23 protein-coding genes and 3 tRNA genes are annotated in these 22,928 nt (G+C 53.5%); 8 read left to right on the top strand and 18 right to left on the bottom strand.

All coding sequences use genetic code 11. The features are described 5' to 3' along the window. The 6 genes from OR1_RS15780 to serS form a co-directional block, all read right to left on the bottom strand. A partial coding sequence (locus OR1_RS15780) for a DUF6538 domain-containing protein (RefSeq protein ID WP_193377108.1) occupies positions 1-571 on the bottom strand: 571 nt, incomplete at its 3' end. Positions 572-723: 152 nt separating this feature from the next. Further along, positions 724-800: transfer RNA gene (locus tag OR1_RS15775), tRNA-Arg, on the bottom strand. 18 nt (positions 801-818) lie between these two features. Further along, a complete protein-coding gene (locus tag OR1_RS15770) occupies positions 819-1,313 on the bottom strand; it encodes a DUF2155 domain-containing protein (protein ID WP_152609935.1) in 495 nt (164 codons plus the stop codon). Between the two features lie 33 nt (positions 1,314-1,346). Beyond that, positions 1,347-1,439: transfer RNA gene (locus tag OR1_RS15765), tRNA-Ser, on the bottom strand. 25 nt (positions 1,440-1,464) lie between these two features. Further along, positions 1,465-1,550: transfer RNA gene (locus OR1_RS15760), tRNA-Ser, on the bottom strand. A gap of 155 nt (positions 1,551-1,705) precedes the next feature. Further along, entirely contained in the window at positions 1,706-2,977 is a 1,272-nt protein-coding gene (gene serS, locus OR1_RS15755) for a serine--tRNA ligase (protein ID WP_041972866.1), read from the bottom strand. An 84-nt stretch (positions 2,978-3,061) separates the two neighbouring features. Here serS and OR1_RS15750 point away from each other — a divergent pair, with 84 nt between their 5' ends. Together OR1_RS15750 and thpR are read left to right on the top strand one after the other, a co-directional pair. After that, entirely contained in the window at positions 3,062-4,120 is a 1,059-nt protein-coding gene (locus OR1_RS15750) for a CapA family protein (protein WP_041972865.1), read from the top strand. 9 nt (positions 4,121-4,129) lie between these two features. After that, a complete protein-coding gene (thpR, locus tag OR1_RS15745; protein ID WP_041972864.1) occupies positions 4,130-4,660 on the top strand; it encodes an RNA 2',3'-cyclic phosphodiesterase in 531 nt (176 codons plus the stop codon). Between the two features lie 6 nt (positions 4,661-4,666). Here the strand turns inward: thpR and OR1_RS15740 are convergent, their stop codons facing one another. From OR1_RS15740 to OR1_RS15720, 5 genes are all read right to left on the bottom strand, one after another. Next, positions 4,667-5,401, bottom strand: a complete 735-nt coding sequence (locus OR1_RS15740; protein ID WP_041972863.1) for a DUF1847 domain-containing protein — start codon at positions 5,399-5,401, stop codon at positions 4,667-4,669. A 22-nt stretch (positions 5,402-5,423) separates the two neighbouring features. Next, the gene (locus OR1_RS15735; protein ID WP_041972862.1) at positions 5,424-6,182 is read right to left on the bottom strand and encodes an Ig domain-containing protein; all 759 of its coding nucleotides are present in this window, start codon (positions 6,180-6,182) and stop codon (positions 5,424-5,426) included. Beyond that, positions 6,182-6,790 (bottom strand): CoA pyrophosphatase, encoded by a 609-nt coding sequence (locus OR1_RS15730; protein ID WP_052440535.1) that lies wholly within the window; start codon positions 6,788-6,790, stop codon positions 6,182-6,184. Before OR1_RS15730 ends, OR1_RS15735 begins: the two co-directional genes overlap by 1 nt. A 22-nt stretch (positions 6,791-6,812) precedes the next feature. Continuing rightward, positions 6,813-7,472, bottom strand: a complete 660-nt coding sequence (locus OR1_RS15725) for a YceH family protein (protein WP_041972882.1) — start codon at positions 7,470-7,472, stop codon at positions 6,813-6,815. A gap of 83 nt (positions 7,473-7,555) precedes the next feature. Further along, positions 7,556-7,846 carry a DUF2288 domain-containing protein gene (locus OR1_RS15720; RefSeq protein ID WP_041972861.1) on the bottom strand — a complete coding sequence of 97 codons (291 nt, stop codon included), beginning with the start codon at positions 7,844-7,846 and terminating at the stop codon, positions 7,556-7,558. A 146-nt stretch (positions 7,847-7,992) separates the two neighbouring features. Between OR1_RS15720 and OR1_RS15715 the strand changes: the two genes are divergently transcribed. Both OR1_RS15715 and OR1_RS15710 read left to right on the top strand, forming a co-directional pair. Beyond that, the gene (locus OR1_RS15715; RefSeq protein ID WP_041972860.1) at positions 7,993-9,906 is read left to right on the top strand and encodes a SpoIIE family protein phosphatase; all 1,914 of its coding nucleotides are present in this window, start codon (positions 7,993-7,995) and stop codon (positions 9,904-9,906) included. A gap of 16 nt (positions 9,907-9,922) precedes the next feature. After that, complete coding sequence (locus OR1_RS15710; RefSeq protein ID WP_041972859.1) at positions 9,923-10,981, top strand: GMP reductase; 1,059 nt, start codon at positions 9,923-9,925, stop codon at positions 10,979-10,981. Here the strand turns inward: OR1_RS15710 and OR1_RS15705 are convergent. Next, the gene (locus OR1_RS15705) at positions 10,971-11,492 is read right to left on the bottom strand and encodes an FmdE family protein (RefSeq protein WP_041972858.1); all 522 of its coding nucleotides are present in this window, start codon (positions 11,490-11,492) and stop codon (positions 10,971-10,973) included. The two genes, OR1_RS15710 and OR1_RS15705, sit on opposite strands and share 11 nt — an antisense overlap. A gap of 12 nt (positions 11,493-11,504) precedes the next feature. Next, positions 11,505-13,007 carry a radical SAM protein gene (locus OR1_RS15700; protein WP_041972881.1) on the bottom strand — a complete coding sequence of 501 codons (1,503 nt, stop codon included), beginning with the start codon at positions 13,005-13,007 and terminating at the stop codon, positions 11,505-11,507. Positions 13,008-13,180: 173 nt separating this feature from the next. Between OR1_RS15700 and OR1_RS15695 the strand changes: the two genes are divergently transcribed. Then, on the top strand, positions 13,181-13,450 hold the full coding sequence (locus tag OR1_RS15695; protein WP_052440533.1) for a hypothetical protein: 270 nt from the start codon (positions 13,181-13,183) through the stop codon (positions 13,448-13,450). A 115-nt stretch (positions 13,451-13,565) separates the two neighbouring features. Here the strand turns inward: OR1_RS15695 and OR1_RS15690 are convergent, their stop codons facing one another. Next, positions 13,566-14,069 carry a ferritin-like domain-containing protein gene (locus OR1_RS15690; RefSeq protein WP_041972857.1) on the bottom strand — a complete coding sequence of 168 codons (504 nt, stop codon included), beginning with the start codon at positions 14,067-14,069 and terminating at the stop codon, positions 13,566-13,568. 207 nt (positions 14,070-14,276) lie between these two features. On the opposite strand from OR1_RS15690, the gene OR1_RS15685 reads away from it, so the two are divergent. Further along, a complete protein-coding gene (locus OR1_RS15685; RefSeq protein WP_041972856.1) occupies positions 14,277-14,765 on the top strand; it encodes a PaaI family thioesterase in 489 nt (162 codons plus the stop codon). 254 nt (positions 14,766-15,019) lie between these two features. Here the strand turns inward: OR1_RS15685 and OR1_RS15680 are convergent, their stop codons facing one another. From OR1_RS15680 to OR1_RS15665, 4 genes are all read right to left on the bottom strand, one after another. After that, positions 15,020-16,102 (bottom strand): DUF262 domain-containing protein, encoded by a 1,083-nt coding sequence (locus tag OR1_RS15680; RefSeq protein ID WP_041972855.1) that lies wholly within the window; start codon positions 16,100-16,102, stop codon positions 15,020-15,022. Then, entirely contained in the window at positions 16,099-17,196 is a 1,098-nt protein-coding gene (locus OR1_RS15675) for an adenine-specific methyltransferase EcoRI family protein (RefSeq protein WP_041972854.1), read from the bottom strand. Before OR1_RS15675 ends, OR1_RS15680 begins: the two co-directional genes overlap by 4 nt. A gap of 376 nt (positions 17,197-17,572) precedes the next feature. Then, entirely contained in the window at positions 17,573-19,456 is a 1,884-nt protein-coding gene (locus OR1_RS15670; protein ID WP_152609934.1) for a hypothetical protein, read from the bottom strand. A gap of 141 nt (positions 19,457-19,597) precedes the next feature. Next, complete coding sequence (locus tag OR1_RS15665; RefSeq protein WP_041972852.1) at positions 19,598-20,353, bottom strand: rhodanese-like domain-containing protein; 756 nt, start codon at positions 20,351-20,353, stop codon at positions 19,598-19,600. 295 nt (positions 20,354-20,648) lie between these two features. Between OR1_RS15665 and OR1_RS15660 the strand changes: the two genes are divergently transcribed. Together OR1_RS15660 and OR1_RS15655 are read left to right on the top strand one after the other, a co-directional pair. Next, entirely contained in the window at positions 20,649-21,545 is an 897-nt protein-coding gene (locus OR1_RS15660) for an MBL fold metallo-hydrolase (RefSeq protein ID WP_041972850.1), read from the top strand. Between the two features lie 110 nt (positions 21,546-21,655). Next, positions 21,656-22,915 (top strand): HD-GYP domain-containing protein, encoded by a 1,260-nt coding sequence (locus tag OR1_RS15655; protein ID WP_041972848.1) that lies wholly within the window; start codon positions 21,656-21,658, stop codon positions 22,913-22,915. Positions 22,916-22,928: the final 13 nt, after the last annotated feature.

Raw genomic sequence — 22,928 nt, 5'->3', positions numbered from 1 at the left:
TGTTCTCGTTTATTGTTTTTTTGCTTACCTCGATTTTGACCTGAACGCAAGGATTAGACGGTATTATCCCGCAAACAACCGCATACGATAGAAGGCTTGAAAGTCTTTGCAAATACTTGTTAACGGTGCGGGGTTGCACGTTTTTGCTGATGATATGCTCCCGTACTTGAATGACAAGCGCCCTATCGACAAGCCTAACGATGCGGTTCCCGATAGCTTCCGTAACAAGGCTGTGAGCTTTCCAAAATTCTTGCTTTCCTTTTGGATTCCAGCCTTGACCCTTGCTCTTTTCGTATTCCTCGGCAAGGTCTTTTAGCGTGGGTTCATTGCTGCTCTGCCCGTTATATTGCAACGCTGCTGTTACTAAGGTTTTAGCTTCGGAATATGGCAATTTATAAAGGCGGATATCCGCGAAAGTTTTTTCTAGCCGTTCGTCGATAATTGCAGCTATCCTGTCGGCTTCCCTGCGGCTGTTAGTTTTAAGGCTTAATTTGATTATTTTTGTGTGGTATGAATATAAGAGGTCTAACGGGATACGGCGGAGGTACTTGTATTTTTTCCCGAACTGCATGACATACGGACACATAAAATAACCCCGTGGATGCTCTAATGTTTCCCGAAATGTTTCCAGTTAACCGGAAAGTGTAATTCGGGAAACACTGAACAAAAAAATTGTCAGCGATTTTATTAACTTATCGCTGACAACTTTTTGGGGGTTTTAAATGGCGCGCCCGGAGAGATTCGAACTCCCGGCCCCAAGATTCGTAGTCTTGTGCTCTATCCAGCTGAGCTACGGGCGCAAAATTGTTCTATGCAATTCAGTTTGCCGGCACAAAATCCACCAGCGAGAATCCATATACCGGGTGCTGGAACGCATGGGTAGTTGGATAAAGGGCAAAAAGCCAACCCTTGAAAATCTCTTTACCGCCTTCGGTGATCCTGACCTGAGCAGCAGGGTTTTTGGGATCATTTGTTGCCGATGTTAGTGTTGTCCCCTCCATCGTGAAGTGGGGGAGAAAACTTTCTACTTTAATTGCCAGTGTCGTGTTGGGAATTGTGAAGGTCGAACCGATATCAATAAAATAATCCGTTTCTTTATTGTTATTCTTGTTCGTTACCCCTATTTTTACCGCCTTCCACTTTCCCTTTACAATGTCGGGAACTGCTACCGTCGTCTCTTTTCTGGAAATAGCCTGCCCAGTTGGTTCGGATGGAGAAACCGTCTTTTTCTCTTCTTTTTTACCGCACCCAGCCAGAGCGACCGCTCCGCCTAAACATGCGCAGAGCATAATTTTTGCGATTGACCTCAACATCTCCTCCACTAATTGCCTTCCATCTCGTTAGACTGGCGGAGAGAGAGGGATTCGAACCCTCGATACCGGTTTCCCAGTATACTCGCTTAGCAGGCGAGCGCCTTCGACCTACTCGGCCATCTCTCCATAACAGATATGCACAATCTAATTTTGGCGGAGGGAGTAGGATTTGAACCCACGGAACTTTCGTTCAACGGTTTTCAAGACCGCCGCCTTAAGCCACTCGGCCATCCCTCCGTGCTGCATTTACCAGAGAAACATTCCCATCGAAACATCCGGGTAAAACCATGAGCCCAATGCGAAAGCTACATGTAACACTTCTATTTTTGATTTGCAATCCAAAAATCTAATTCTCTTGGTGGTTCATGGAGTTAACAAAGATCCCCGAATGACTATTTTCCCACCCTTTCCATGCCTCCCATATAAGGTTGAAGAGCCGCCGGGATCAAGACCGAACCATCCTCTTGCTGATAGTTTTCGAGCAGGGCGACCAGCGTTCTCCCAACCGCAAGCCCTGACCCATTAAGCGTATGGACAAATTCGGGTTTGGCTTTTTCGTCTTCGCGAAATCGGATTCCCGCCCGGCGAGCCTGGAAATCCTCGAAATTGCTGCAGGATGAGATCTCGCGATAAGTGGCCTGTCCCGGGAGCCATACTTCAATATCGTATGTTTTGGCGGCGGAAAACCCGATGTCACCGGTGCAGAGCTCGACAACCCGGTAATGAAGCCCCAGCCTCCGGAGCACCTCCTCCGCATTCCCTAACAGCGCATCCAGTTCCGAGTACGAATCGGCCGGCCGGGTAAATTTCACCAACTCGACCTTGTTGAACTGGTGCTGGCGAATCAGACCCCGCGTATCTTTCCCGTATGAACCGGCCTCTTTCCTGAAACAAGGGGTATACGCCGTATAACAGATCGGCAGGTCGGCACCCTTAAGGATCTCACCCCGGTGAATGTTGGTTACCGGAACCTCGGCAGTGGGGATAAGAAAATAATCGAGTCCATCGATACGGAACAGATCGTCTTCAAACTTCGGTAGCTGCCCGGTACCGGTCATGCTCTCCTTGTTGACGATGAATGGGGGAAGAATCTCCTGATAACCGTGGGTCCCGGTGTGCAGATCGAGCATGAAGTTGATCAGCGCCCGCTCAAGCCGTGCACCGGCGCCGCGGTACAGCGTAAACCTCGCCCCGGTTAGCTTTGCCCCCCGTTCGAAGTCGAGGATACCAAGCGACTCGCCCAGCTCCCAGTGCGGCTTTGGCTCAAATGCGAACTCGGGTTTTTCGCCCCATTTCCGGATTTCGACGTTGTCGGCTTCGGAAGCGCCCACATGAACCGAATGATGGGGAATATTGGGCACTGTAAGGAGAAAGGTGTCGAATTCCTCATCTATCCCCCGCAGCTCATCATCAAGGGACTTGATCTTCTGCGAGACATCGCGCATCTCGGCAATGCGGTCCTGGACAAGGCTTTTGTCCTTTACCTTGCTGATTTCGTCGGAAACCTTGTTACGCAACGCCTTGAGCGATTCGGATTCCTGCATCAGTTCACGGCGACGGGTATCAAGCTGCCTGAAACCATCGAGTTCGATGCCGGTCCCGCGACTCTTGAGCCGGGACTCGACCAGTTCCAGATTTTCTCTGATAAACCTTGCATCCAGCATAGGAAAATTCCTTTACAAAGGGTCGTGCGAAGTTGTATTTCATAGCATCAGCAGTGATACAAGTCAACGATTTTTGGTGCATTTATGCGACAACTTCAGCTTACGTTCCTGATTGCCTTCCTGCTGCTGAACCTATTCACCCCCCTTGCCGCCACGGGTGAAGAAGTAATTCTAACCGCTGTCGGCGATATCATGCTGGACGGCAGCGCCCGCCCTGTTTACCGGAAATTTGGTTATTCCTTTCCCTTTGCCGCAACCAGGGACATCCTGAAAGGGAGTCATATCGCAATCGGTAATCTCGAAGCCCCCATCACCGGAAGAGGCAATGAGTATATCGATAAGCGGTTTCGCTTCCGGGCGCCGCCCGAAACTGCCAAGTCCCTGCGAGACGCCGGCTTCTTGGTCCTCACACTCGCCAATAATCATATTCTCGATTACGGCGCCCAAGGGCTGGCTGATACCGTGCTGCACCTCAAAGCTAACGGGATTAAGCATACCGGGGCAGGGGAAAACCTTGCGACCGCCAGAGCCCCGGCAATAGTGGAAACCCGGGGTAAACGGATCGCCTTTCTCGCCTATTCACTTACCTTTCCGAAGGAGTTCTTTGCGGGGCCGGCGCGGCAGGGAACCGCACCGGGATATGCAGCCAGTGTCTCTAACGATATAAAGGCGGCCCGGCAACAGGCAGATCATGTGGTTGTCTCGTTTCACTGGGGGCGGGAACTTGCGGCAACCCCGAAGCCTTATCAGGTCAGGGCAGCAAGACTGGCAATAGATTCAGGCGCCGACATTGTCCTGGGGCATCATCCGCACGTATTGCAGGGGGTCGAGCGGTATCGCAACGGGGTGATTTTCTACAGCCTCGGCAATTTTGCCTTCGGAAGTGCCAGCCACGCTTCGGATAGGAGCATTATTGCCAGGATCACCCTGGATCGGGGGGTAAGCAATGTCGAGGTTATTCCATTAAACGTCCTGAATCGGGAAACCAGATATCAGCCCACGGTGTTAAGCGGGGTACAGGGGCACAAATTGATTGCGCGACTCAATGGTCTTTCCAAAGGAATGAACGTCGTTTTTTCCGAAAGCGGCGGGCGGTTCATGCTTTCCGGCACCAACCGGCCCATGCGGTTTGCCAGCCGATAAGGAGCAGAAATGAACCGACTTTTTGTGGCAATCGATCTTCCTGAAGATATCAGGCGCCAGATCCTAGATGTGAGGACAGACAGCCCGGGATTCAGATGGGTGCCCGAACATCAGCTCCATATCACTCTCCGCTTCATCGGCGATGCCGATCAAGAGCTGGAGCAGAAAATCATCGAGCGGCTGGCAATGGTTTACACCAGGCACTTCGATCTTAACCTCAGAGCAATCGGCCATTTTCCGCCGCGCGGGCTTCCAAGGGTTCTCTGGCTCGGTATCGAGGCCCCGCCGGATATGCTTTCACTGCAGGAGGCTGTGGAAAAGGCCTGCGTCTCTGCCGGAGTTCTACCCGAGGAGCGGAGCTTCTCGCCCCATCTGACCATTGCCCGCCTCAAGGAGGTCCCGCCAGAAACGGTCAGGGAGTTTGAGGCCAGGAATACCGGGTTCCACGCCGGGCCGATCGCCATAACAGCCTTCCATCTCTATGCAAGCAGTCTCACGCAGCAAGGGGCGATTCACCGCAAGGTAAAAACATTCAGCTGAATCAGCCTAAACCTTTTCCGGCATGATCACAGCCTGCTTCTGCAGCCGTTTGTAGTAGAAATTCTGACCGTACAGGACCGAAACCGGATTGTGGCCTGTTACCCGGTCTTTGCAGACCAGGGTTGATACCGGCGCATTCGAGTACTTGTTGAAGAGCATGTCGTGGCCGACGCACAGGCCGACGATCAGGTTCATGTCGGTACCGGCTGCGTTGCACAGCTCTGCCTGGGCAATCGGGTTGCATGCCGGCTCAAAGGTCCCCGGGCGAACCTTGTCCTGTTCCGCCAGCCCCAGTTCCAGTTTGTCTATGCTCCCTGCCTTGCAGCAGACCGACAGCGGTTCCAGCCCCTGCGCCTTCAGGATCGCCGTGAGCTGCTCGGCCTCGTATAACAACCCGATGCAGGTTGCAATCCCGATCTTCTTCCAACCCATCAGTTTTGCCAGGGCAACGGTATCCTCAACTCTTGTCCAGCGGGCATTTACCGCATCGCTCCCAGGGACCGGCTGATAACAGAGCCCTTCGACCTGGGCGGCGACAAAGGCCAGTCTGGCGTCCTCGCTGTCGTCCGTATAGCGGGCGAATGACTCCCTGATCACCGCCGGGCTTGTCTCTGCAGGACAGTTGCCCGGCCTGGGCGGGGCTGTGGCCGGATCTCCGCTCCAGCAGTTGGTGGTGCCGCTTTTCTGCCAGACGCCCACACATTTCGCACAAGTCGGCTGCAATTTCTCTTCGTTTTCCATAACTGGACTCCTCAAGATGACGTCACTGGCCGGTCAGGAATTCCACTACGGCAATCGTAGTGGTCTTGCGCCCTATAAACGCCCGGCTGAAAACTATTTTTGCCGCTTTTTCCCTGGCAGCAAGATCCAGTGCCCGTTGCGATATCCTGACCGTCTCTTCCACGACCCCGGCACCATTGACCAAGACAACGGTCAACGGCGCCGCCATTGTTTCGGCCACAGAACCGTTAACTACGAAAGAGACCCCTGGCGACTCCAGTGTCGCTGTCTCAGCCGGTTGCGCAGTCAGTTGGTACCGAAGGACAACCTTGGTATCCGGTCCGGCCGAAATATTCACCTTGTTCGGAAAGACTTCGGTGCTGACCTTCAGCGGCGCCTTGCGGACAACCGACAATTCCGGGCCGGCCAGTGATTCACCCTTTTTGTTGACAAACAGTGACAGGACGGCCGATGCGCTCTGTCCCAGCGGCCGACAGCTATCCGTTACCGCAACCGTGAATTCGTATAACCCGGCAGATGTCGGAATGCCGGCAAGCTCTCCAGTAGGGGACAGCTTCAACCCTGGCGGGAGCATTCCGGAAGTCACCATGAATGAAACGGGCGGAACGCCGCCGAACCGTTGCACCGGCTCTTTGTAGGCCTTGCCGTCGCTGGCCGCGGGCATGGCGCGGGAGGCCATAGTCAGAGGGGTGCACGGCGCCGCTGCTGCAAATGCAGAGGACCCGGCAGCCAACAGGTAACAGATCAGATTCACTGCAATTGCGCGTATTAATCGATTCATCAGAGTTTGCTCCCTTCATCGCAAATAAAAGACCTTAACCGGACGATGGCCATAAACTGGCAGATCAGTCGGTAAGTTATCCCCCACAAGACCGGCTTGTCCCGAAGGGGCAGACGGATAGCAGGCGTAACAAGGGTTTTCCCGTCGAACCGCACTTCGGCCTGTTCATGATTGCCGGGATCGGCAAGGGCGGCAAGAGGTACCCAAAAGGCATCGCTTACTTCCGGATTCAGTGCAATACCGGGCGCCTCATGCAGATGGTAGACAAAACAGGCGACCCTGACCGGCAGATGGGCACCGACGATGTCCGATAAACGACCGAGCGGCTCAGCAGCTGATTCCAGGTCAATCCCCACTTCTTCCATGGTCTCGCGCACCGCTGCGCCACGCAGGTCCTTATCACCCTCCTGAAACCGGCCGCCAGGAAAACCGATATTGCCGGACCAGGGGTCGCGCTCGTCTGCCGCTCTCTGGATAAAAAAGACCTCCGGACCACCCGGCCCCGCTCTCAGGATCAGCGCCACTGCAGTAGGGGAACGATGGTCCGTGACCTGCACATCGATTTTCACCGTTGCAAGGCGATGGCGAATCTGCTCGACAGTCAACATGGGCTTTCCATAACCATCGTGACTACTCGAACTGGGCCCGGAATTCCTGCACCACACTCCGCAACTCGTCAACCTCGCTACGAAGGGAGCGGACCTCTTCTTCGAGCCGGGCGAAACGCTCCTCCTCGGCCATCACTTTCAACCGGGCCGGTTCGGCCGGCGCCAGGGAATCCTCTTCGGCAACCACCGGCATTCCGGAGAAAAAGTGGGCATAACGGGCCTCTTTCCGGCCAGGTTGCCGGGCTAACTTTGCCACCAGCGGCGGATTCAGATCCATGAGTTCCTGCAGCACCATTTCCACCGATGCCAGATCTTCAAATGGGGCCATCCGCTCTCCTCGCGTCCGAAGCTCTCCGACTGTCTGAGGGCCGCGCAGGAGCAGTTCCGCAATAACTGCCAGGGCAGAAGGATCGAGCCGCAGGCTTTCTGCAAGCGAGTGCCGGTATTTGGCCACCCGGCCGGAATCACCGGCCACACGGGCAAACCGTTTGAACCGGAGCGAATCCAGGGCCTTGACCACATCCGTTTCCTGGAGCGCCATGACCGGATCGCGGTTGGACTTCTGGTTGCACGCATTGGTCAGAGAGTTGAGCGACAGCGGATAATATTCCGGCGTGGTCAGTTCCTTCTCGATAAGGCAACCGAGAACTCGGACTTCGATATCGTCAAGAGTTGTGTCCATGATAGAATTCCTTTCGACGGGGCTGGTGCCTTCGGGTTGAAGGAGTATAGCAGCATGCCCGGCCGGATGCATGAAAATTTCCTTCACTCCTTTTCCTGAATAAGTACAAACGGCGAGACGATAAGCATCGAAAAACCGGTCGCCGGGTTTTTGTCCCACTCGGCCACCTGCGCCGCTGTCGGCCTGGCCAGAAGGTGCGATGCCAGCCAGCGCTCCACCGTAACGGCATCGTCTGCCGCTACCCGCTCCCCCACATGGGCCAGATCAAGGTCGGGCGAAACCGCGAACAGCGCCTCCCGCTCGTTGTGTGGCTTCAACCATTCCCACCTTGCCGTTTCAATTTCAAGGGAAAGATTTTCCTGTGTCCTACTCACATTACCCCTCCGTTTCAACCGAGTTCGACCTTAAGAGCGGTCATTATAACCAAACCGCCGCAAAATTGCATCGACGCTTTGATCTTTTGAAAATGGCCATTACAATATTACTGTCAGTCAGACCATGCCTACGAATGACGGATGTTATGAACCGTACCATCAGGATACTCATAGTCGAGGATTCGGAGGAAGATACCATCCTCCTGCTTCATGCGCTCCACAAGGGGGGGTATGACCCGGAGTACCTCCGCGTCGAAACCGAGTCAGAGATGATCACAGCCCTGGAGACGCAACAGTGGGACATGGTGATTTCCGATTACGTGCTTCCGGTCTTCAACGGCCTCACCGCCCTGAAGATCTTGAGGGAGCGCGACCTTGACCTCCCTTTCATCATCATTTCCGGGCGGATAGGAGAAGACACCGCAGTTGAAGCGATGAAACTGGGAGCCAACGACTATCTGATCAAGGGTTCGATATCACGATTGATTCCAGCCATTGAGCGCGAGCTTCAGGAGGCCGAAACCCGAAGGGGAAAGAAGCTTGCCGAAGCGGAACTGATTAAGAGCGAGCAGAGATACAAGCGCCTGGTCAATGCCGTTACCGACTACATCTATCATGTCAGGGTGGAAAACAGCGTTGTCGTATCAACCTCTCATGGACCGGGCTGTTATGCGGTTACGGGTTACACATCAGAGGAATATACGGCAAATCCGGATCTCTGGTACGAGATGATACTCGATGAAGACCGGGAACTGGTCCAGGAGCTGTCCAGAAAGATTGCGGCCCGGGAAGAGGTCAGTCCGGCGGAACACCGGATCATCCGCAAGGACGGGACCATCCGGTGGGTCATCAACACCGTGGTCCCGAGATATAACACCGCCGGCAATCTGGTGGCGTACGACGGGCTGGTCAGCGACATCACCGAGCGCAAGCAGGCCGAAGAGGAGTTGCTGCTCCAGAGCACCGCGCTCAATGCCGCTGCCAACGCCATTGTCATAACCGACGTAAACGGCAAGGCTTTGTGGGCAAACCCGGCGTTCGAATCCCTTACCGGCTACCCGCCGAACGAAATAACAGGCCGTTCCCTGAACATTCTCAAATCAGGGAAGCATGATCAGGAATTCTATGCCGATCTGTGGCGCAATATCTCCGAAGGAAAGGTCTGGCACGGCGAGATGGTCAATCGCCGCAAGGACGGCTCCTTCTATACCGAGGAACAAACCATCACCCCGGTCCGGGGAAGAAACGCCGAGATCCGCTACTACATCGCCATCAAACAGGACATCACCCAGAGAAAGATGGCGGAAAGAGCCCTGCTGGAAAATGCCCAGATGGTGCTGGAGATGGAGGTAGGGAAAAAGATCCAGCTGGCACTGCTTCCCGAGCACCCCCCCGCCATTCCGGGAGTGAAGATTGCCGGGAATCTGGTTGCCGCCTCGCACGTCGGTGGAGACTATTACGATTACTTCCAGCGCGGGGCCAACGGGATCGACCTCGTCATCGCCGACGTCACCGGACACAGCGTTGGCTCTGCACTCATCATGGCGGAAGCCAGGGGGTTGCTCCACTCGCTCTACACCACTGATATCTCGGTCGCTGAAATCCTCCAGAGGCTGGGGAGGCTTCTTTACGAAGACCTGACCAGGGCAGAGCTTTTTGTCACCATTTTTTACGCCCGTTATGACTCGCAGAGCAGGCTCCTGAGCTACGCAAACGCCGGCCACAACCCGCCGCTGCTTTTTCACGGGGCGGATCGTTCCTTTTCCGAGCTCGATGCGGAAGGTCTGGTACTTGGGGTCCAGATCGGCTTTCCCTGCGAAGAACAACAAATTGCCATTCATGAGGGCGATCTCCTCGTGCTTTTCACCGACGGCATAATTGAATCACGCAATCCTGACGGCGAACTCTTCGGATTGGAGCGGTTCAAGACGGTCATTAGCGACAAGGCCTCGGAAGAGCCCGGCACGATCATCGACGAGCTGTTCAAGGAACTCTCCGCCTTTACCGTTACCAATACGTTCCAGGACGATGTCTCCATAGTAGTGGCAAAATTTGCCTGATTAAAACGGGGGAGCAATGCGGGTTGAAACCGACATGAAGCTGGGGTTCAAGGATGTCCTGATCAGGCCGAAGCGCTCGAATCTCAAGAGCCGTTCTCAGGTCGATCTTGCCAGGAGCTATACCTTCCTGCACAGCAGAAAGGAATGGAGCGGGATCCCGGTCATTGCCTCAAACATGGACACCATCGGCACCTTTGAAGTGGCCGGAGTCCTTGCGCGACACGGACTGTTGACAGCCATTCACAAGCATTACACCCCCCAGGAGTGGGACAGCTTCCTGAACAGCTGCGGCTCGCCGGTCAGTGCCAACATCATGGTCACGTCCGGCACCTCGGCTGAAGATTTCGCCAAACTGGTCAGCATCATGGGGAGCCACCAGGCACTCGACTTCATCTGCATAGATGTGGCAAACGGTTACACGGAAACCTTTGTGGAATTCGTCCTCAAGGTCAGGGAGGCGTTTCCGGACAAAACCATTGTGGCGGGGAACGTGGTGACCGGCGAAATGGTCGAGGAACTGCTGCTTTCCGGTGCCGATATCGTCAAGGTCGGGATCGGCCCAGGCTCGGTCTGCACCACGAGGTTGAAGGCCGGAGTCGGATATCCACAGCTCTCCGCGGTCATCGAATGCGCCGATGCCGCCCATGGCCTGGGGGGGAGAATCATCTCCGACGGCGGCTGCACCTGTCCGGGGGATGTGGCCAAGGCGTTCGGCGCCGGCGCGGATTTCGTCATGCTGGGCGGGATGTTTGCCGGTCATGACGAGTGCGGGGGGGAACTCGCGGAACGCGACGGCAGGAGTTACAAGATATTCTACGGCATGAGCTCGGCCACGGCCATGTCGAGACACAGCGGCGGAGTGCCCCGGTACCGGGCCTCAGAGGGTAAAACCGTTGAAGTCCCGTACCGCGGGCCAATAGAGGAAACCGTCAAGGACATCCTCGGCGGCGTTCGTTCCGCCTGCACCTATGTCGGCGCCGGCGCCCTAAAGGAGCTGACGAAACGCACCACCTTCATCCGGGTCCTGGAGCAGGAAAACCGCTTCTTCTCCGACCCGTCCCCGATCACGCCCTGATCTGTTCCGCGCAGGGGATACAGATCAAACCGGCATCGGTATCGCGCAGCCTGGTCTCCATCACCGGCTCGCCGCAGATGGCGCAGTTCACGGATTTCCGTTTCCTGGCGGTCTCCGGTTCGTCGATCTCGACGAAACTCAGAGAGATAATGGCATCCTGCGGCCCATTCCTGATGAATTCTTCCCTCTTTTGCCGGTCGTCGCGGCATTCGGGCGGCACCCCGTCATCATGGTACACGACCCGCACCCCTGTGCCGGTTTTGCGGGAATATACCGTGTACACCTGTTTGCCGTAATCGCGGAAAATCAGGTTTCCCTTGCCGAACGTGCAGCCGGTGAGGCATTGCAGGGCATCGACCCCGCAGGCATCATTCTCGACTATCGCCACCAGCTCTTCATCCCCTGCCCTGGTGACATTAAGCGCGGCCATGGCCGCAGAGGCCAGCCGGTAGCCTATGGCAAGCCCAGGGCATTGATGGCCGTGAAAAGCAACAATATCCGAATAATCCATAATATCTCTCCTTTAACAGAAAAACGGGGCATGGTTGGAGGTGAATAGCGGCGGATCGCGCCGCAGAATTGCCGCTACCAGCGGTTCCCGCTTGAACTCGCGTTCCAGGAATCCCCGCACCTCCCTGCGGTCCCACCCCTGGGGGTGGCGGAACCCGGTGTACAGCGACAGGTCGCCGTCATAGAACGGCTCGGTTGCGCATGCTGCCGCATCCATGCTGCTGAGCGGCATATTGAACAGCGCCAGGTTAAGGAAACCGATCGACTCGTGGTGCGCCCGGACAAAAGCCAGGGTCTGCCGGGCATCCTCCAGCGTTTCCGCCGGAGTGCCGAACAACAGGTAGAGATAAACGCCGATCCCGGCTTGCCGCAGGTTTTCCAGAATCCGGGACGCTACCCCGAGATCAATCCCTTTATGGAGCCGGTCCAGCACCCCCTGGTCTCCTGACTCCAGCCCCAGCTTGAGCATGACGCATCCCGAGTTTTTCAGACCGCGGCAATAATCAGGATCGGCCAGTTCCCGGCTGAACCGGGCAAAGCCGTACCACGGCGCGCCGGGTGCGCTGTCCTGGAAAAGATCGAGCAGCGCCGGGCTGATGGCGTTATCCAGAATATGCACCAATGCCGGCCGGTATTCTATCGACAGTTTATTCATTTCGGCAAGCGCCTGTTTAGGCGGCACCGGACAATAGCTGTTCCCTTCGGCCAGTTCCGGGCAGAAGGAGCACCTGTTCCAGTAGCAACCGCTGGAGGCGCTGTACGGCAGGATCAACCCCGGCGAAAGATATTGCTCAAGCGGTAGCCCGGAATAATCGGGCAAAGAGCCGTATTTACCGGGATCATCACTGCCGAGAAGCGACAGCAGCGGCGCTTCGCCGGCCCCGGCCACGATCTCGTCCACGAGCCCGCCAAAAGGGTTGGTCCATCCCGGCCGCCTCACCCATGAGGTCGCCAGCCCGCCGCCAACAACGATCCGCAGGCCCGGAAAATGCTTTCTGACAAAGCCGATCATGGCAAAGGTTGCCAGCGCCTGGCTCAGATAATTCAGGGAAAAACCGACGCTATCATCGTCCCCCAGGAGTTCCGGCAACCTTTGGCTGAACCACGGGGCAAAAAGGTTCTGCTCGTGCTGCTCCGCCGACCGGAGTAGATCCGCACTCCTCAGAGGAGAGAGCCGAGAATCCTGGAAATCGGAAAACCCTGCAACCACACCGCGCTCCTGGCCGGCCAGATTCAACAGTCGGTTCAGGTCGCTGACCGAGCGGCGGTAGCGATCCGGCGTCCGGTAACAGTCCGGCTCACGCAGCGACTCAAGATGACGGGTCCGGTGCATTGCCGCGCGCCTGGTCCAGGTGTCGCCCGCAGCGACAGGATTACCGATCAGCCAGAGCAGGCATTCGAGATTCGCATCCAAAAGCCGGCAGTGATGGCCGTTGGCCTTAAGGGCTCCGGCCAGACGGGCGATCCCGGCAGGCAGCTCGCAGGGCTTGGCAACAGGTGGAAAAATCAACAGCATATCCGGCATTATGCGGCACGCTGCAGCAACAGGCAATTGCTTTTCTGCCGGGAATTGCCGCAGCCGGCCGAAAGCTCCGCATTGACGCCATTTCTGGACAGCGGCCGATACTTTGGTACGATTAACTCCGAAACGCACCCTTGCAGGGGCGAATTCAATCTCAGGGAGGAATTATGAAAAAAGGATTACTGGCAGTATTGGTTGCAAGCATAGGATTTGCCGGGGTAGCGATCGCCGCGGAAAAAGGGGCGGCAGGTAACGGCGCCGACCTGATGGAGAAACGCTGCACAGCCTGCCACCCTGTGGCCAAGGTAAAAGGGGCCAAGAAGAACCACTCCCAATGGGAGGCGACAGTGACGAACATGGTAAGCAGAGGCGCGAAACTCACTGCTGCCGAAAAAAAGACGCTGGTTGACTACCTCGCCAAGACCTACAAACCTTAGCAGACCGGTTTGCCAGGAAACAATGCAACGGGCGCCCCTTTTGGGGAGCCCGTTTTATTAGCCTCCAGATGCGGATGAACTGCCGACATCTGTCAGGGGACTGCCTGCTGTCGCTTCACCCCTTCATGGCGCCCATCATCAGTTCAAAATCCTCCAGCAGCGCCTGCAGGTCCTCTTCGTGCTCCACCTCCTGCTGCAGAATGGTCAACACCATGTTGTAGGTTACCGGATCCTTCTCTCTGGTTAGTTCCAGCAGCCGGTTGTAGACACCGATGGCGCACTGCTCACCCTTAATGTTCTGCTCCAGCAGCGTCTTTACAAACGGGTCGTCCGGCGCATCGTAGCCGCAGTTGGTGAGCGCATACCAGTCCTGCGGCTTGGTCACCGGGGTTCCGCCTAACTGAATGATTCGCAGCGCCACCATGTCGGCATGGGTAAGCTCATCCGTGGCATGCTGCAGCAGTTCCGCGCCAACCGCATCCTTCATCGGCCCCTTCACCACCTTGGCGCCGAGCCAGTACTGATAATAGGCCAGCCATTCGTCGCTGTAAGCCCGGCGCAGAAGATCGAGCAGTTCATTGACATCCATCCCTATGATTTCACGCCCCTTGGATCCCATGGTAAGCCTCCGGTTTATTATTTATAGACCATCCCATTGCTATAAATTTTAACCGGGAATCCATTCCGGTCAACGTTGCCGCATAAACGCCTGCTATCCGCTCATGGAACGGATAAAAAATTTGGGTTATCATTCCGGCCAGAGTCTGATATTTTTGGCCTTTCAACCCGTCCCCGGACGGAAAACATCACTTCAAGGAGTTCAGCAGTGCCAAAGAGCAAAACGGAAAAAGTTACAATCTCCCTCTGCCCGCCGGTCGATCTGAGCGGAGAAGAAGGGTGGATACCCTTTGATGCCCCGTCACTCGTCGGCGAATCACTCAGGTTCGTCTCCGGAGAACCTGACGGTAACCGCTTCCGCGCCCGTTACTATCGCGACTCCGAACAGCACCTGCATGCGCGGATCTGGTTCGGACCGGAAACTGAAGGCCCCCCGGGTCACGCCCACGGCGGCTCCGTCGCGGCGGTGATGGACGAGGCGCTGGGGCTGGCGGCCTGGGCCGCCGGCTATCCGATCGTGGTCGGCAACCTGAACGTCAGTTTCCGCAACATGCTGCCGCTGCAAAAGGTCGTGACTGTAGAGAGCCGGGTAATATCTGCAGAGGGGCGTAAGGTAATGGTCCATGGCCGGATCTTCTCGGGCGAAACGATCTATGCCGAAGCGGAATGCCTCTGCATAACCATTCCGGCAAAGTAAACAGTTATTGCCGATACGACAAAAGGCGGCCGATCGGCCTAGCCGGTTACGTTTCGTGTGGAAAGTATGCGCCTCACTTTTAAGGACTACCTTGAGTGAGGCGTTTTTCTTCGCAAATCCGTGATGTTCCATAGAACGTGATTTTTATAATTGTAATCGGAGATGGGTCGCATGACAGAAAATATTTTCGGACACAAACCGAAAAACGAAGTTCTCTCATAGCGGAAAGTTAAACCCTCGTTCTTGTTGTAATCCTATTTACCTGACTTTCTCCTGTTGTCGTCTTTGCAAAGCATTTGGCAGTTTTCGGCACTCGTTTTACCGCCTTCGTGCCAGGGCGTTATGTGATCACCCTCCATTTCGTCAATATCAAAATGCGTCTTACATACAGGGCAAATGCCTTTCTGTCGCTCGTATGCCTCTCGTTTCTGGTTTTTGCTGAAGGCCCTTATATTGAGTGACTTTTCTTTCCCGTCCAGGACATATGAGTATATCCCTTTTTTATTTGTAACATCCTCATCTTCCATAAGCCTTGATATCGCGACCTCGAGTTTTTTCGAGTCGTACTCCTGTTCTTTGAACGCATTGTATAGTTCGCCCCAAGCAATGCCTTTCATCTCGTGTCGATATGTCGGAAATGTTGCCTGAACCCAAGCAATTACTGACTGGAAGTAAAGCCACAAACTATTAGCATTGGGTTTGTCCTGGTGCTTACCCATATAGTCAAGGATTTCATTCTCGCTGATCCACTTGATAACCGTTTCCAGATAGTCCTGGCGGATGGCTGAGCCGTTGAGATATTGCCCGCCTAAGCCGTAAGCAGGGCAACCATTTTTACTGAAGTACCTTTTTGCATCAGTCACCCAGGAGCCTGAAAACACCGCGTTTCTCATTTCCTGATCGGTCAGTTTTTCGCCCGCGATGTTAATGGTCTCGAACCACTTAAGTTTCTCACTGTCCTCGCCGCTGCAAAAATAGACCATCAGTTTATAGGCTAGTATTTGCTCCCGCTCGTCGTTCTGAAGATTGTGAAAATACCGGCCATTGAAGGCAAAGTCGCCCTCGACATACTGACAGATTGAGATGGTGCGCTGTTGACCATCAATGACTTCATAATTGCCATCCTCACGCACGGCCCAATACATTACATTCAGAGGGAAATTCTTCGTGATAGTGTCAATGACAGCATCGCGTTGTTTGTCTTTGTAGATAAACTCTCTTTGATAGGGCGGTCGAATATCCAATATACCGCCATAACCAACCACGCCTGCCTCGTTTTTGTCCTCGTAACCGTTCGTTAATTCGCGAACAGTGATTTCTTTGAAATCGATTTTCATTTTTTGGCTCTTTTCAGTCTGATAAGTACGCGGGCGTACAGTTGAACATAGTAACTTTTCCCGACCATGTAATAAGTCTTACCGCGCGGAGCGGCGTCTAACTTCAGTGTGGCCCCGTCATTTAGTTTTGTCACATTGCTTTTTTTACCATTTGTGCTGACTTGTATTTGTGGTGGATAGGTCTTTGTTGCTGTGCCAAACCAGGTTTTTGTGATCCCCACGATCTCAAACTGGTCAGGATTATACTTGTCAAGAAAGGTAATTGGCACACCCATCACACCCTCATAATCTACCGGAATATCCTTTGTTTTACTGACTTCAATGGCATCATAGTTATCATAGGTTGGATATTCCACGGGGTTATACGTTTTATAAAGAATCAGGTCGTCATGGCGCTTGGAAATATCTAGGTTAGTGAACCAGGTAACGTTTCTAAACTTCACAAGTCCTGTCTTTTCGTCGTAAACTCCTTTTGCAAATAATTTTGCATGTGGCGTTTTAAAATAAGCGTTGCCAGCATCGAACCCGTACCCAATCCAAAGTTTATCCTCTTTGATCAGTTTAAATATCTCTTTGTAAGTGATAGCGTTTCGGCTACCAATGATTATGAATTTTTTATCGTGATCTATAAGTTGTGCCACATATTCGCGGAACAAAGAGAACGGTGGGTTTGTTACTACTATATCTGCCTGTTTCAGCAATTCAATGCTTTCCTTGCTTCGAAAGTCACCGTCACCTTTCAAGTGTTTGATGCCAATTTCCTTGGGATCTGGCATGCCGTTACCGTTTTTGTCCCCGTCATATTCTAGGTAAACGGCCCGTTCAGAATCATTTTGACTGAACAGGTTCATGTCCTTGCTCTTGTAGCAAGTGGTAATGAGTTTCTTGAGACCCAACTTCTCGAAGTTATATGAGAAATAGTGGAAGAAATTGCTCACTAGCGGGTCGTCGCAGTTGCAATACACTACCTTGCCCTTGAAGTCCTTTTTGTAGTGTCTCAGTTCTTTCTCGATGTCAGAAAGTTGTGTGTAGAACTCGTCTTGTTTCGAGCCTTTAGCTTTATGCAGGTTTTGATTTTTTCCTTTTTCGGTCATAACAGGATATCCTTTGCCTAGGCTACACATTTCGTCTTATTGTACATACATACGACGCTGGGCAGCAAAAATGACATAAAAGCGTCCATACTGAAAACATGCGCACGTTCGTGTGTCGGCTTGTTTTAGTTGGTTCTAACGGTTGAACTAAAGACTATGTAGCACAAGACGTTAACGGATGCCATCATTCAGTGATTAATTTGTATAAGTCAGTCAACCCATGTGTCCTCTGGGCTACTGACTCCCACCTGTAACGATGAGCATTATCATCACAAGTATTGATGGATTGAGAGGAGTATCGTACAACAAGAATCAAACTGTGCCCGATCAAATGCACAGAAAAGGTTATTCATGCTCAGTAATGTTAAAACCAAAATCATGGCATGAAATAAAGAATATCTTCTATTCTGACTTGACCGGAAGCGAGACCCAGGCGCATTGCTGGCGTGGTAAATATTTTTCTGGCTTCGCCTCTTTTTCTTTTCTGTTCGCCTTCTTTTAGCCTTTTCCGCTTTTTGCCCTCGTTCATTTGGACATAGTTGTGATAGACACGGAATATCTCAAGCAGTTTAACAACGATATCTGGCCTGTAGGCGCTGTAACCGTACCATCTTCGGCCTCCGGTGCTTGATGAACTGATGGCGCGCTCCAGGATGGAAACTGCGCGGCGAACCTGCATGAAGAACCGGTCGATTGCGTGCAGACTCGCCCTGTCGTACATTAATGCCATGCGGTCAAGGTCATAATCAAAACCGCTTGCCTTCAGATTTGTCAGATAACATACCATTTTCTCTGGTTCGCTCATCGTGACAAATGGGTGCTCAAGCCACTTGTCCTTCCATTTGCCGTGCTCGCTGAGTTTCCCCATACGTTCCAAGATCATTGCAAGGCGCACTATGAAATCACGCTGTTCTTCATATTCGGTATTCTTGGCAACGAACTCATCGCGCTGCCATTGCCACTTACTGACACGCGACAGTTTCTCGGCTTGGGACAGTTCCTTCCGGATTTTGACAAAGAAGGCATCACACTCCTTGGCAAGGACGCGATCCACAAAAGCAGCAAGACACGCCGCACGAATGCCAGAGTCCTGGTCCAGGTAGAACCTGATGTAATCAACGCCCTTGAGCATTCGCTGCAGAAACATGAAGTGGGCGTACATTGTGTAGTCAGAATGTATCTGCATGCCCTTTAAAGGCAATTGACAGGTAGCATCCATCACTTCGCATGCTTCGATATCCTCACGTGCCACAGCGGCAGAATATGTCTCATCTACCAACTCTGCCGCACTTTTCCGTTTTTCCTTTTTCTTGGCCTCACGTTCCGCAATGGCTTTTTTGATCCTGGCCGCCTCCTCATAGTCACCGGCCAACCAAAAGCGAGCATATTCACGAAATGGCGGCTTCAAATCATAATCGCCACACATAACTGCATTGGCCTCGATAAGGTCTTTGTCGCAATTGAAATCATAGTTAACATGCACACCAAACACATATCCGGATTTTGCGTCGGCACTGCCAATGGCATATAAGTCAATATTTCGCTTGTCGGTTGATTTCTTCCAGTTGATCTTGTGAACCTGACGGTCAACTGCTATTTCCATCCGTTTCTTGGTAATATTTGGCAATTCGCGTTCTCTATGAGCAACAAATGCACGGCACTGTTTATATATGAAATCGATCTTGTCATAGACCGTCTTCATTGAAATACTGTTCTTCCTTGCGATAGCCTTGAGCGGGACCTTATTGATAAGATCAAGAAAGATACTCGCGTTCCTATGTGATTTTTTATGCCTGCTGATTGTAGACGTCTTCAATACATCAGTGAACGTAGACTTGCATATTTTACACTTGTAGCGTTGCGACCCCGTTATTGTTTTACCGTTGGTATAGTATGCGCCAGGAGTTGACTCCACATCCAGGTTATGGTTATTACAATTTACATTCGGACAACAAAGGTGTATTGGTTCAACTTGGCGAGGAAACGGCAGGTGGCGATCAAGTTCTTCCTTGATGCCTTTATTGCTTTTGATAGGGAAGGTTTCCTTGCAGGCTTGGCATGTAAGCAACTGCAATTCCATTGTACTGGCAGGTTTGTATCTTGGCGGGCTTAAGGTGGGATCAACAGTGCCCCTATTTGTATTACGCACGCCTGTAACTGGAACGCTGTAATTTGGGCATGCCGGGTTCTTGCAGAAATTAACCTGAATACCGTCAATTTCGGGCGGTGCCAACAACAAAGGTTCTTCTGGTTCCTGCATAAAAAAACCTCCTGAACCCTTTACTAGCGGTCCAGGAGTATTTTACCACAACATAGTTATTTTTCCACACGAAACGTAACCGGCTAGCCCGATCGGCCGCCTTTTGTCGTTATTATTCGTTGTCATGAGTCAAGGGGGCGGTTACGGCGCACTACCCTTTGCCACCGGCAATCCTGCTTCCTGCCAATCGCTGAAAATCGCCTGGGCAATCTTTTTATAGGCCATTTTCTGCAGCTTGCGGTAGGCGTTGTAGCTGCGGCCGCCGGAGTTGCAGTAGACGATGATCTGTTTCTCCTTGTCCAATCCTGCGGAACGAGCGGCAAAGTTGGTCACCGGGATATTGACCGCACCAGGAATGTGACCTTCGGCAAACTCCTTCTGGTCGCGGACGTCCACCAGGGTTAGCTTGTCCGGGGCCGAGGCCAGCAAGTCCTGAAGCTCCTTGGGGGGAATGCGGGTGGTCTCAATCTTCTTCTCATAGTCCGGCCCGGCATAAATGGCAAACCCCTTCTCCTCCCAGGCCGGCATCCCTTCGCTCAGCACATACAGGTTGCTATAGCCGAGCGTTGCCGCCAGCCGGGCAGCCTTGGGACTCTTGCCGCACTTGAAGCCGTTGCAGTAGAACACCAGCTTGGCGTCCTTGGGGAAAGCAAGTTCTGCCGGGTTCTTTTCCAGCACCGGCAACGGGATATTCTTCGCCCCTTTGATATGCACCTCCTGGTACTCCTCCGGAGTGCGGGCATCAATCACCTCAAGGCCGGGCTCATTCCGGTCGATCATCGCCTTCAGCTCTTCACTGCTGACCACGGTAAACGGTTCCGGTTGCTTGCCGGCGCCGCAGGCCAACCCAGCAGTCACCAGCAGCAGCGACACTACCAGCCATAGAATCCTTTTCATAATCAAGACCTTTCTGCATAAAGAATACGGCGACTGATTCACGCCTCTGCGTTTATAAGATTTGCCGTTGCGATAAGTCAAATTGATTTAATAAATAATATTTGCACCACAAATCGCTATTTACGATAATTAAATGGGAAGACACAGGCGATCTAAGCAGATGCCGCAGGCGATAATTCCTCTCTGGAAGTTCCTGTCAGCTGTGGTAAATTGTTAAAATTGGTCCGGCAAAATGGTAAGCCGGATTTAGAACTGATCAAATTGCAGGTGAATGAATTTACCGGAGGAGAGAAGAATGAAAAGAATGTTTATGCTGTCGGTTGTCGCTGTCACACTGCTGTTCACCCAAACCGCCTTTGCCGAACTGACCAAGATCGCCGATAATGTCTACTCCTATGTCGGCGGCAAAGATGCGGCACCGGCCAACAGCTTTGCCGCCAATGCCGGGATCGTTATCGGCCGCGACGGGGTCCTGGTGGTGGATACCCTGATCTCGGCCAAAGAAGGGAAACGGTTCCTGGACGACATCCGCAAGGTGACCAACAAGCAGATCAAGTACGTGGTCAACACCCACACCCACCTGGATCACGCTCTCGGCAACTGCGTTTTTACCAGGATCGGGGCAGCCGTCATCTCCCACACCGCCGACCGTAAGCTGATGGAGCGGGTTGGCGCCGATACCCTCAAGAACATCGGCAACTACGGCCTGAAGCCGGAGGAGATGACCGGCACCGAAATCGCCCTGCCGTCGCTGTACTTCAGCGACCGGCTGACCATCGACCTGGGTGACGAAACAGTGGAGCTGATCCGTGTAGCGCCCTCGCACACCGAAGGGAGCGTGATCGTCTCCGTGCCGGCAAAAAAACTGCTCTTCAGCGGCGATATCCTCTTCACCGACTTCCACCCCTTCCTGGCCGACGGCAATTTCAGCGGCTGGGTCAAAACCCTGGATGAACTGATGGCCATGGACGTAGAGAAGATCATCCCCGGGCACGGCCCGCTCTCCGGCAAGAAGGATCTGATGGCTATGAAGGAGTACCTTGAACTGTTCGATACCAAGGCGCGGGAACTGGCCGCCAAAGAGATGGATGCCGATGCCATTGCGGCAGAGTTGAAGCAGATCCTGCCGAAGCGCTCCATGGCCGATTGGATGATCGGCTACAACGTAAAAAGCCGGTATCTGAGCAAGTAGCTACCGCGACCGCCTGTGTCGCGTCATTCTGCGACCTCACAGGCGGTCGTACCTATTCATTATCGTGCTGGGAACACTGGGTTCACTTAGTTCAGCCAAGAAGGGCAGCAATGATCGACAATCTTCATAAATGGCTTATTGTCAGGCTGGCCTTTGTCTGGCTGATTCTCTCCCTGGTGATCGGCGGTATGGTCCATTTTTTCGGCAATCGCCGCCTGGACAATCATGTCGTGGCAATGGCCAAGAGTGAAACGACCAGTTACACCGGCGTTGTAACCACCTACCTGAAAGCGCCTTCCGAACAGGCGCTTGCTGAACTGAACCGTCAGATCCGGGGTGAGATCGAGCGTGACAACCTGATCATCGTCGAATTCTACGATGCGGAATCGCATAAGATTACCGAGGCGATCAAGCCGGCCGCCCGGACAGTAGAGGAAAAACTCCCGAAGCATGGCAGCGAATTTTCGGACAGCAGCGGCATTGTTTGCGAAAAACTGACCCTGGGGAACGACACCTACCTGCGGGTTTTTGTCCCGATCCTGAATGCCGGCGGCGCCAAGATCGGCTACTTGGAGGGGATCTACCACGCGCCGGCCGACATCATCGCCCAGATCAAACAGCAGACCCTCTGGTCGCTGACCCTGGTCGTGCTGGTCATTTTAGCGACCAGCCTGGCGCTGTACCCACTGATCATCCGCCTTAACCGGACCCTCATCGTTTACTCGCACAACCTGGCGCTGACCAATATCGGCATGCTGAAGGTGCTGGGGAGCGCCATCGCCAAGCGCGACAGCGACACCAATATCCATAACTACCGGGTGACGCTCTACTCCGTGCGGATCGGTGAGAAACTGGGGCTTACACCCTTATCCATGCAGGGGCTGATCAAGGGCGCCTTTCTCCATGACCTGGGCAAGATCGCCATCGGCGATGCGATCCTGCATAAGACGGGAAAACTGGCTGAGGCAGAGTTCGAAATTATGAAGACCCATGTCCGGCATGGCGAGGATATCATTCGTGGTTATGACTGGCTGCAGGACGCACTGGACGTGGTTGGCTGCCACCACGAAAAATATGACGGCAGCGGCTATCCGGTCGGCGTGGCAGGGGGAGATATCCCGCTCAATGCCCGTATATTCGCGGTTGCGGACGTGTTCGACGCGCTGACCTCCAAGCGCCCCTACAAGGAGCCTTTCAGCTTTGATGTCTCGGTCGGTATCCTGAAAGAGACCACGGGGAGCCATTTCGATCCTGATATTGCCCGGATCTTTCTCGACCATGCGCCGGCCCTGCATGCTGAGATCTGCAACGACGACGAGGCACTGTTGCACGGCAAGCTGGAAGCATGCATCAGGTCGTATTTTCACTAATGCCAGCAGCTGA

The sequence above is a fragment of the Geobacter sp. OR-1 genome (assembly GCF_000813145.1).
Lineage (GTDB): Bacteria > Desulfobacterota > Desulfuromonadia > Geobacterales > DSM-12255 > Geoanaerobacter.
The sequence above is the reverse complement of the archived record's forward strand: the minus strand, read 5'-3'. Positions and strand labels throughout refer to the sequence as shown.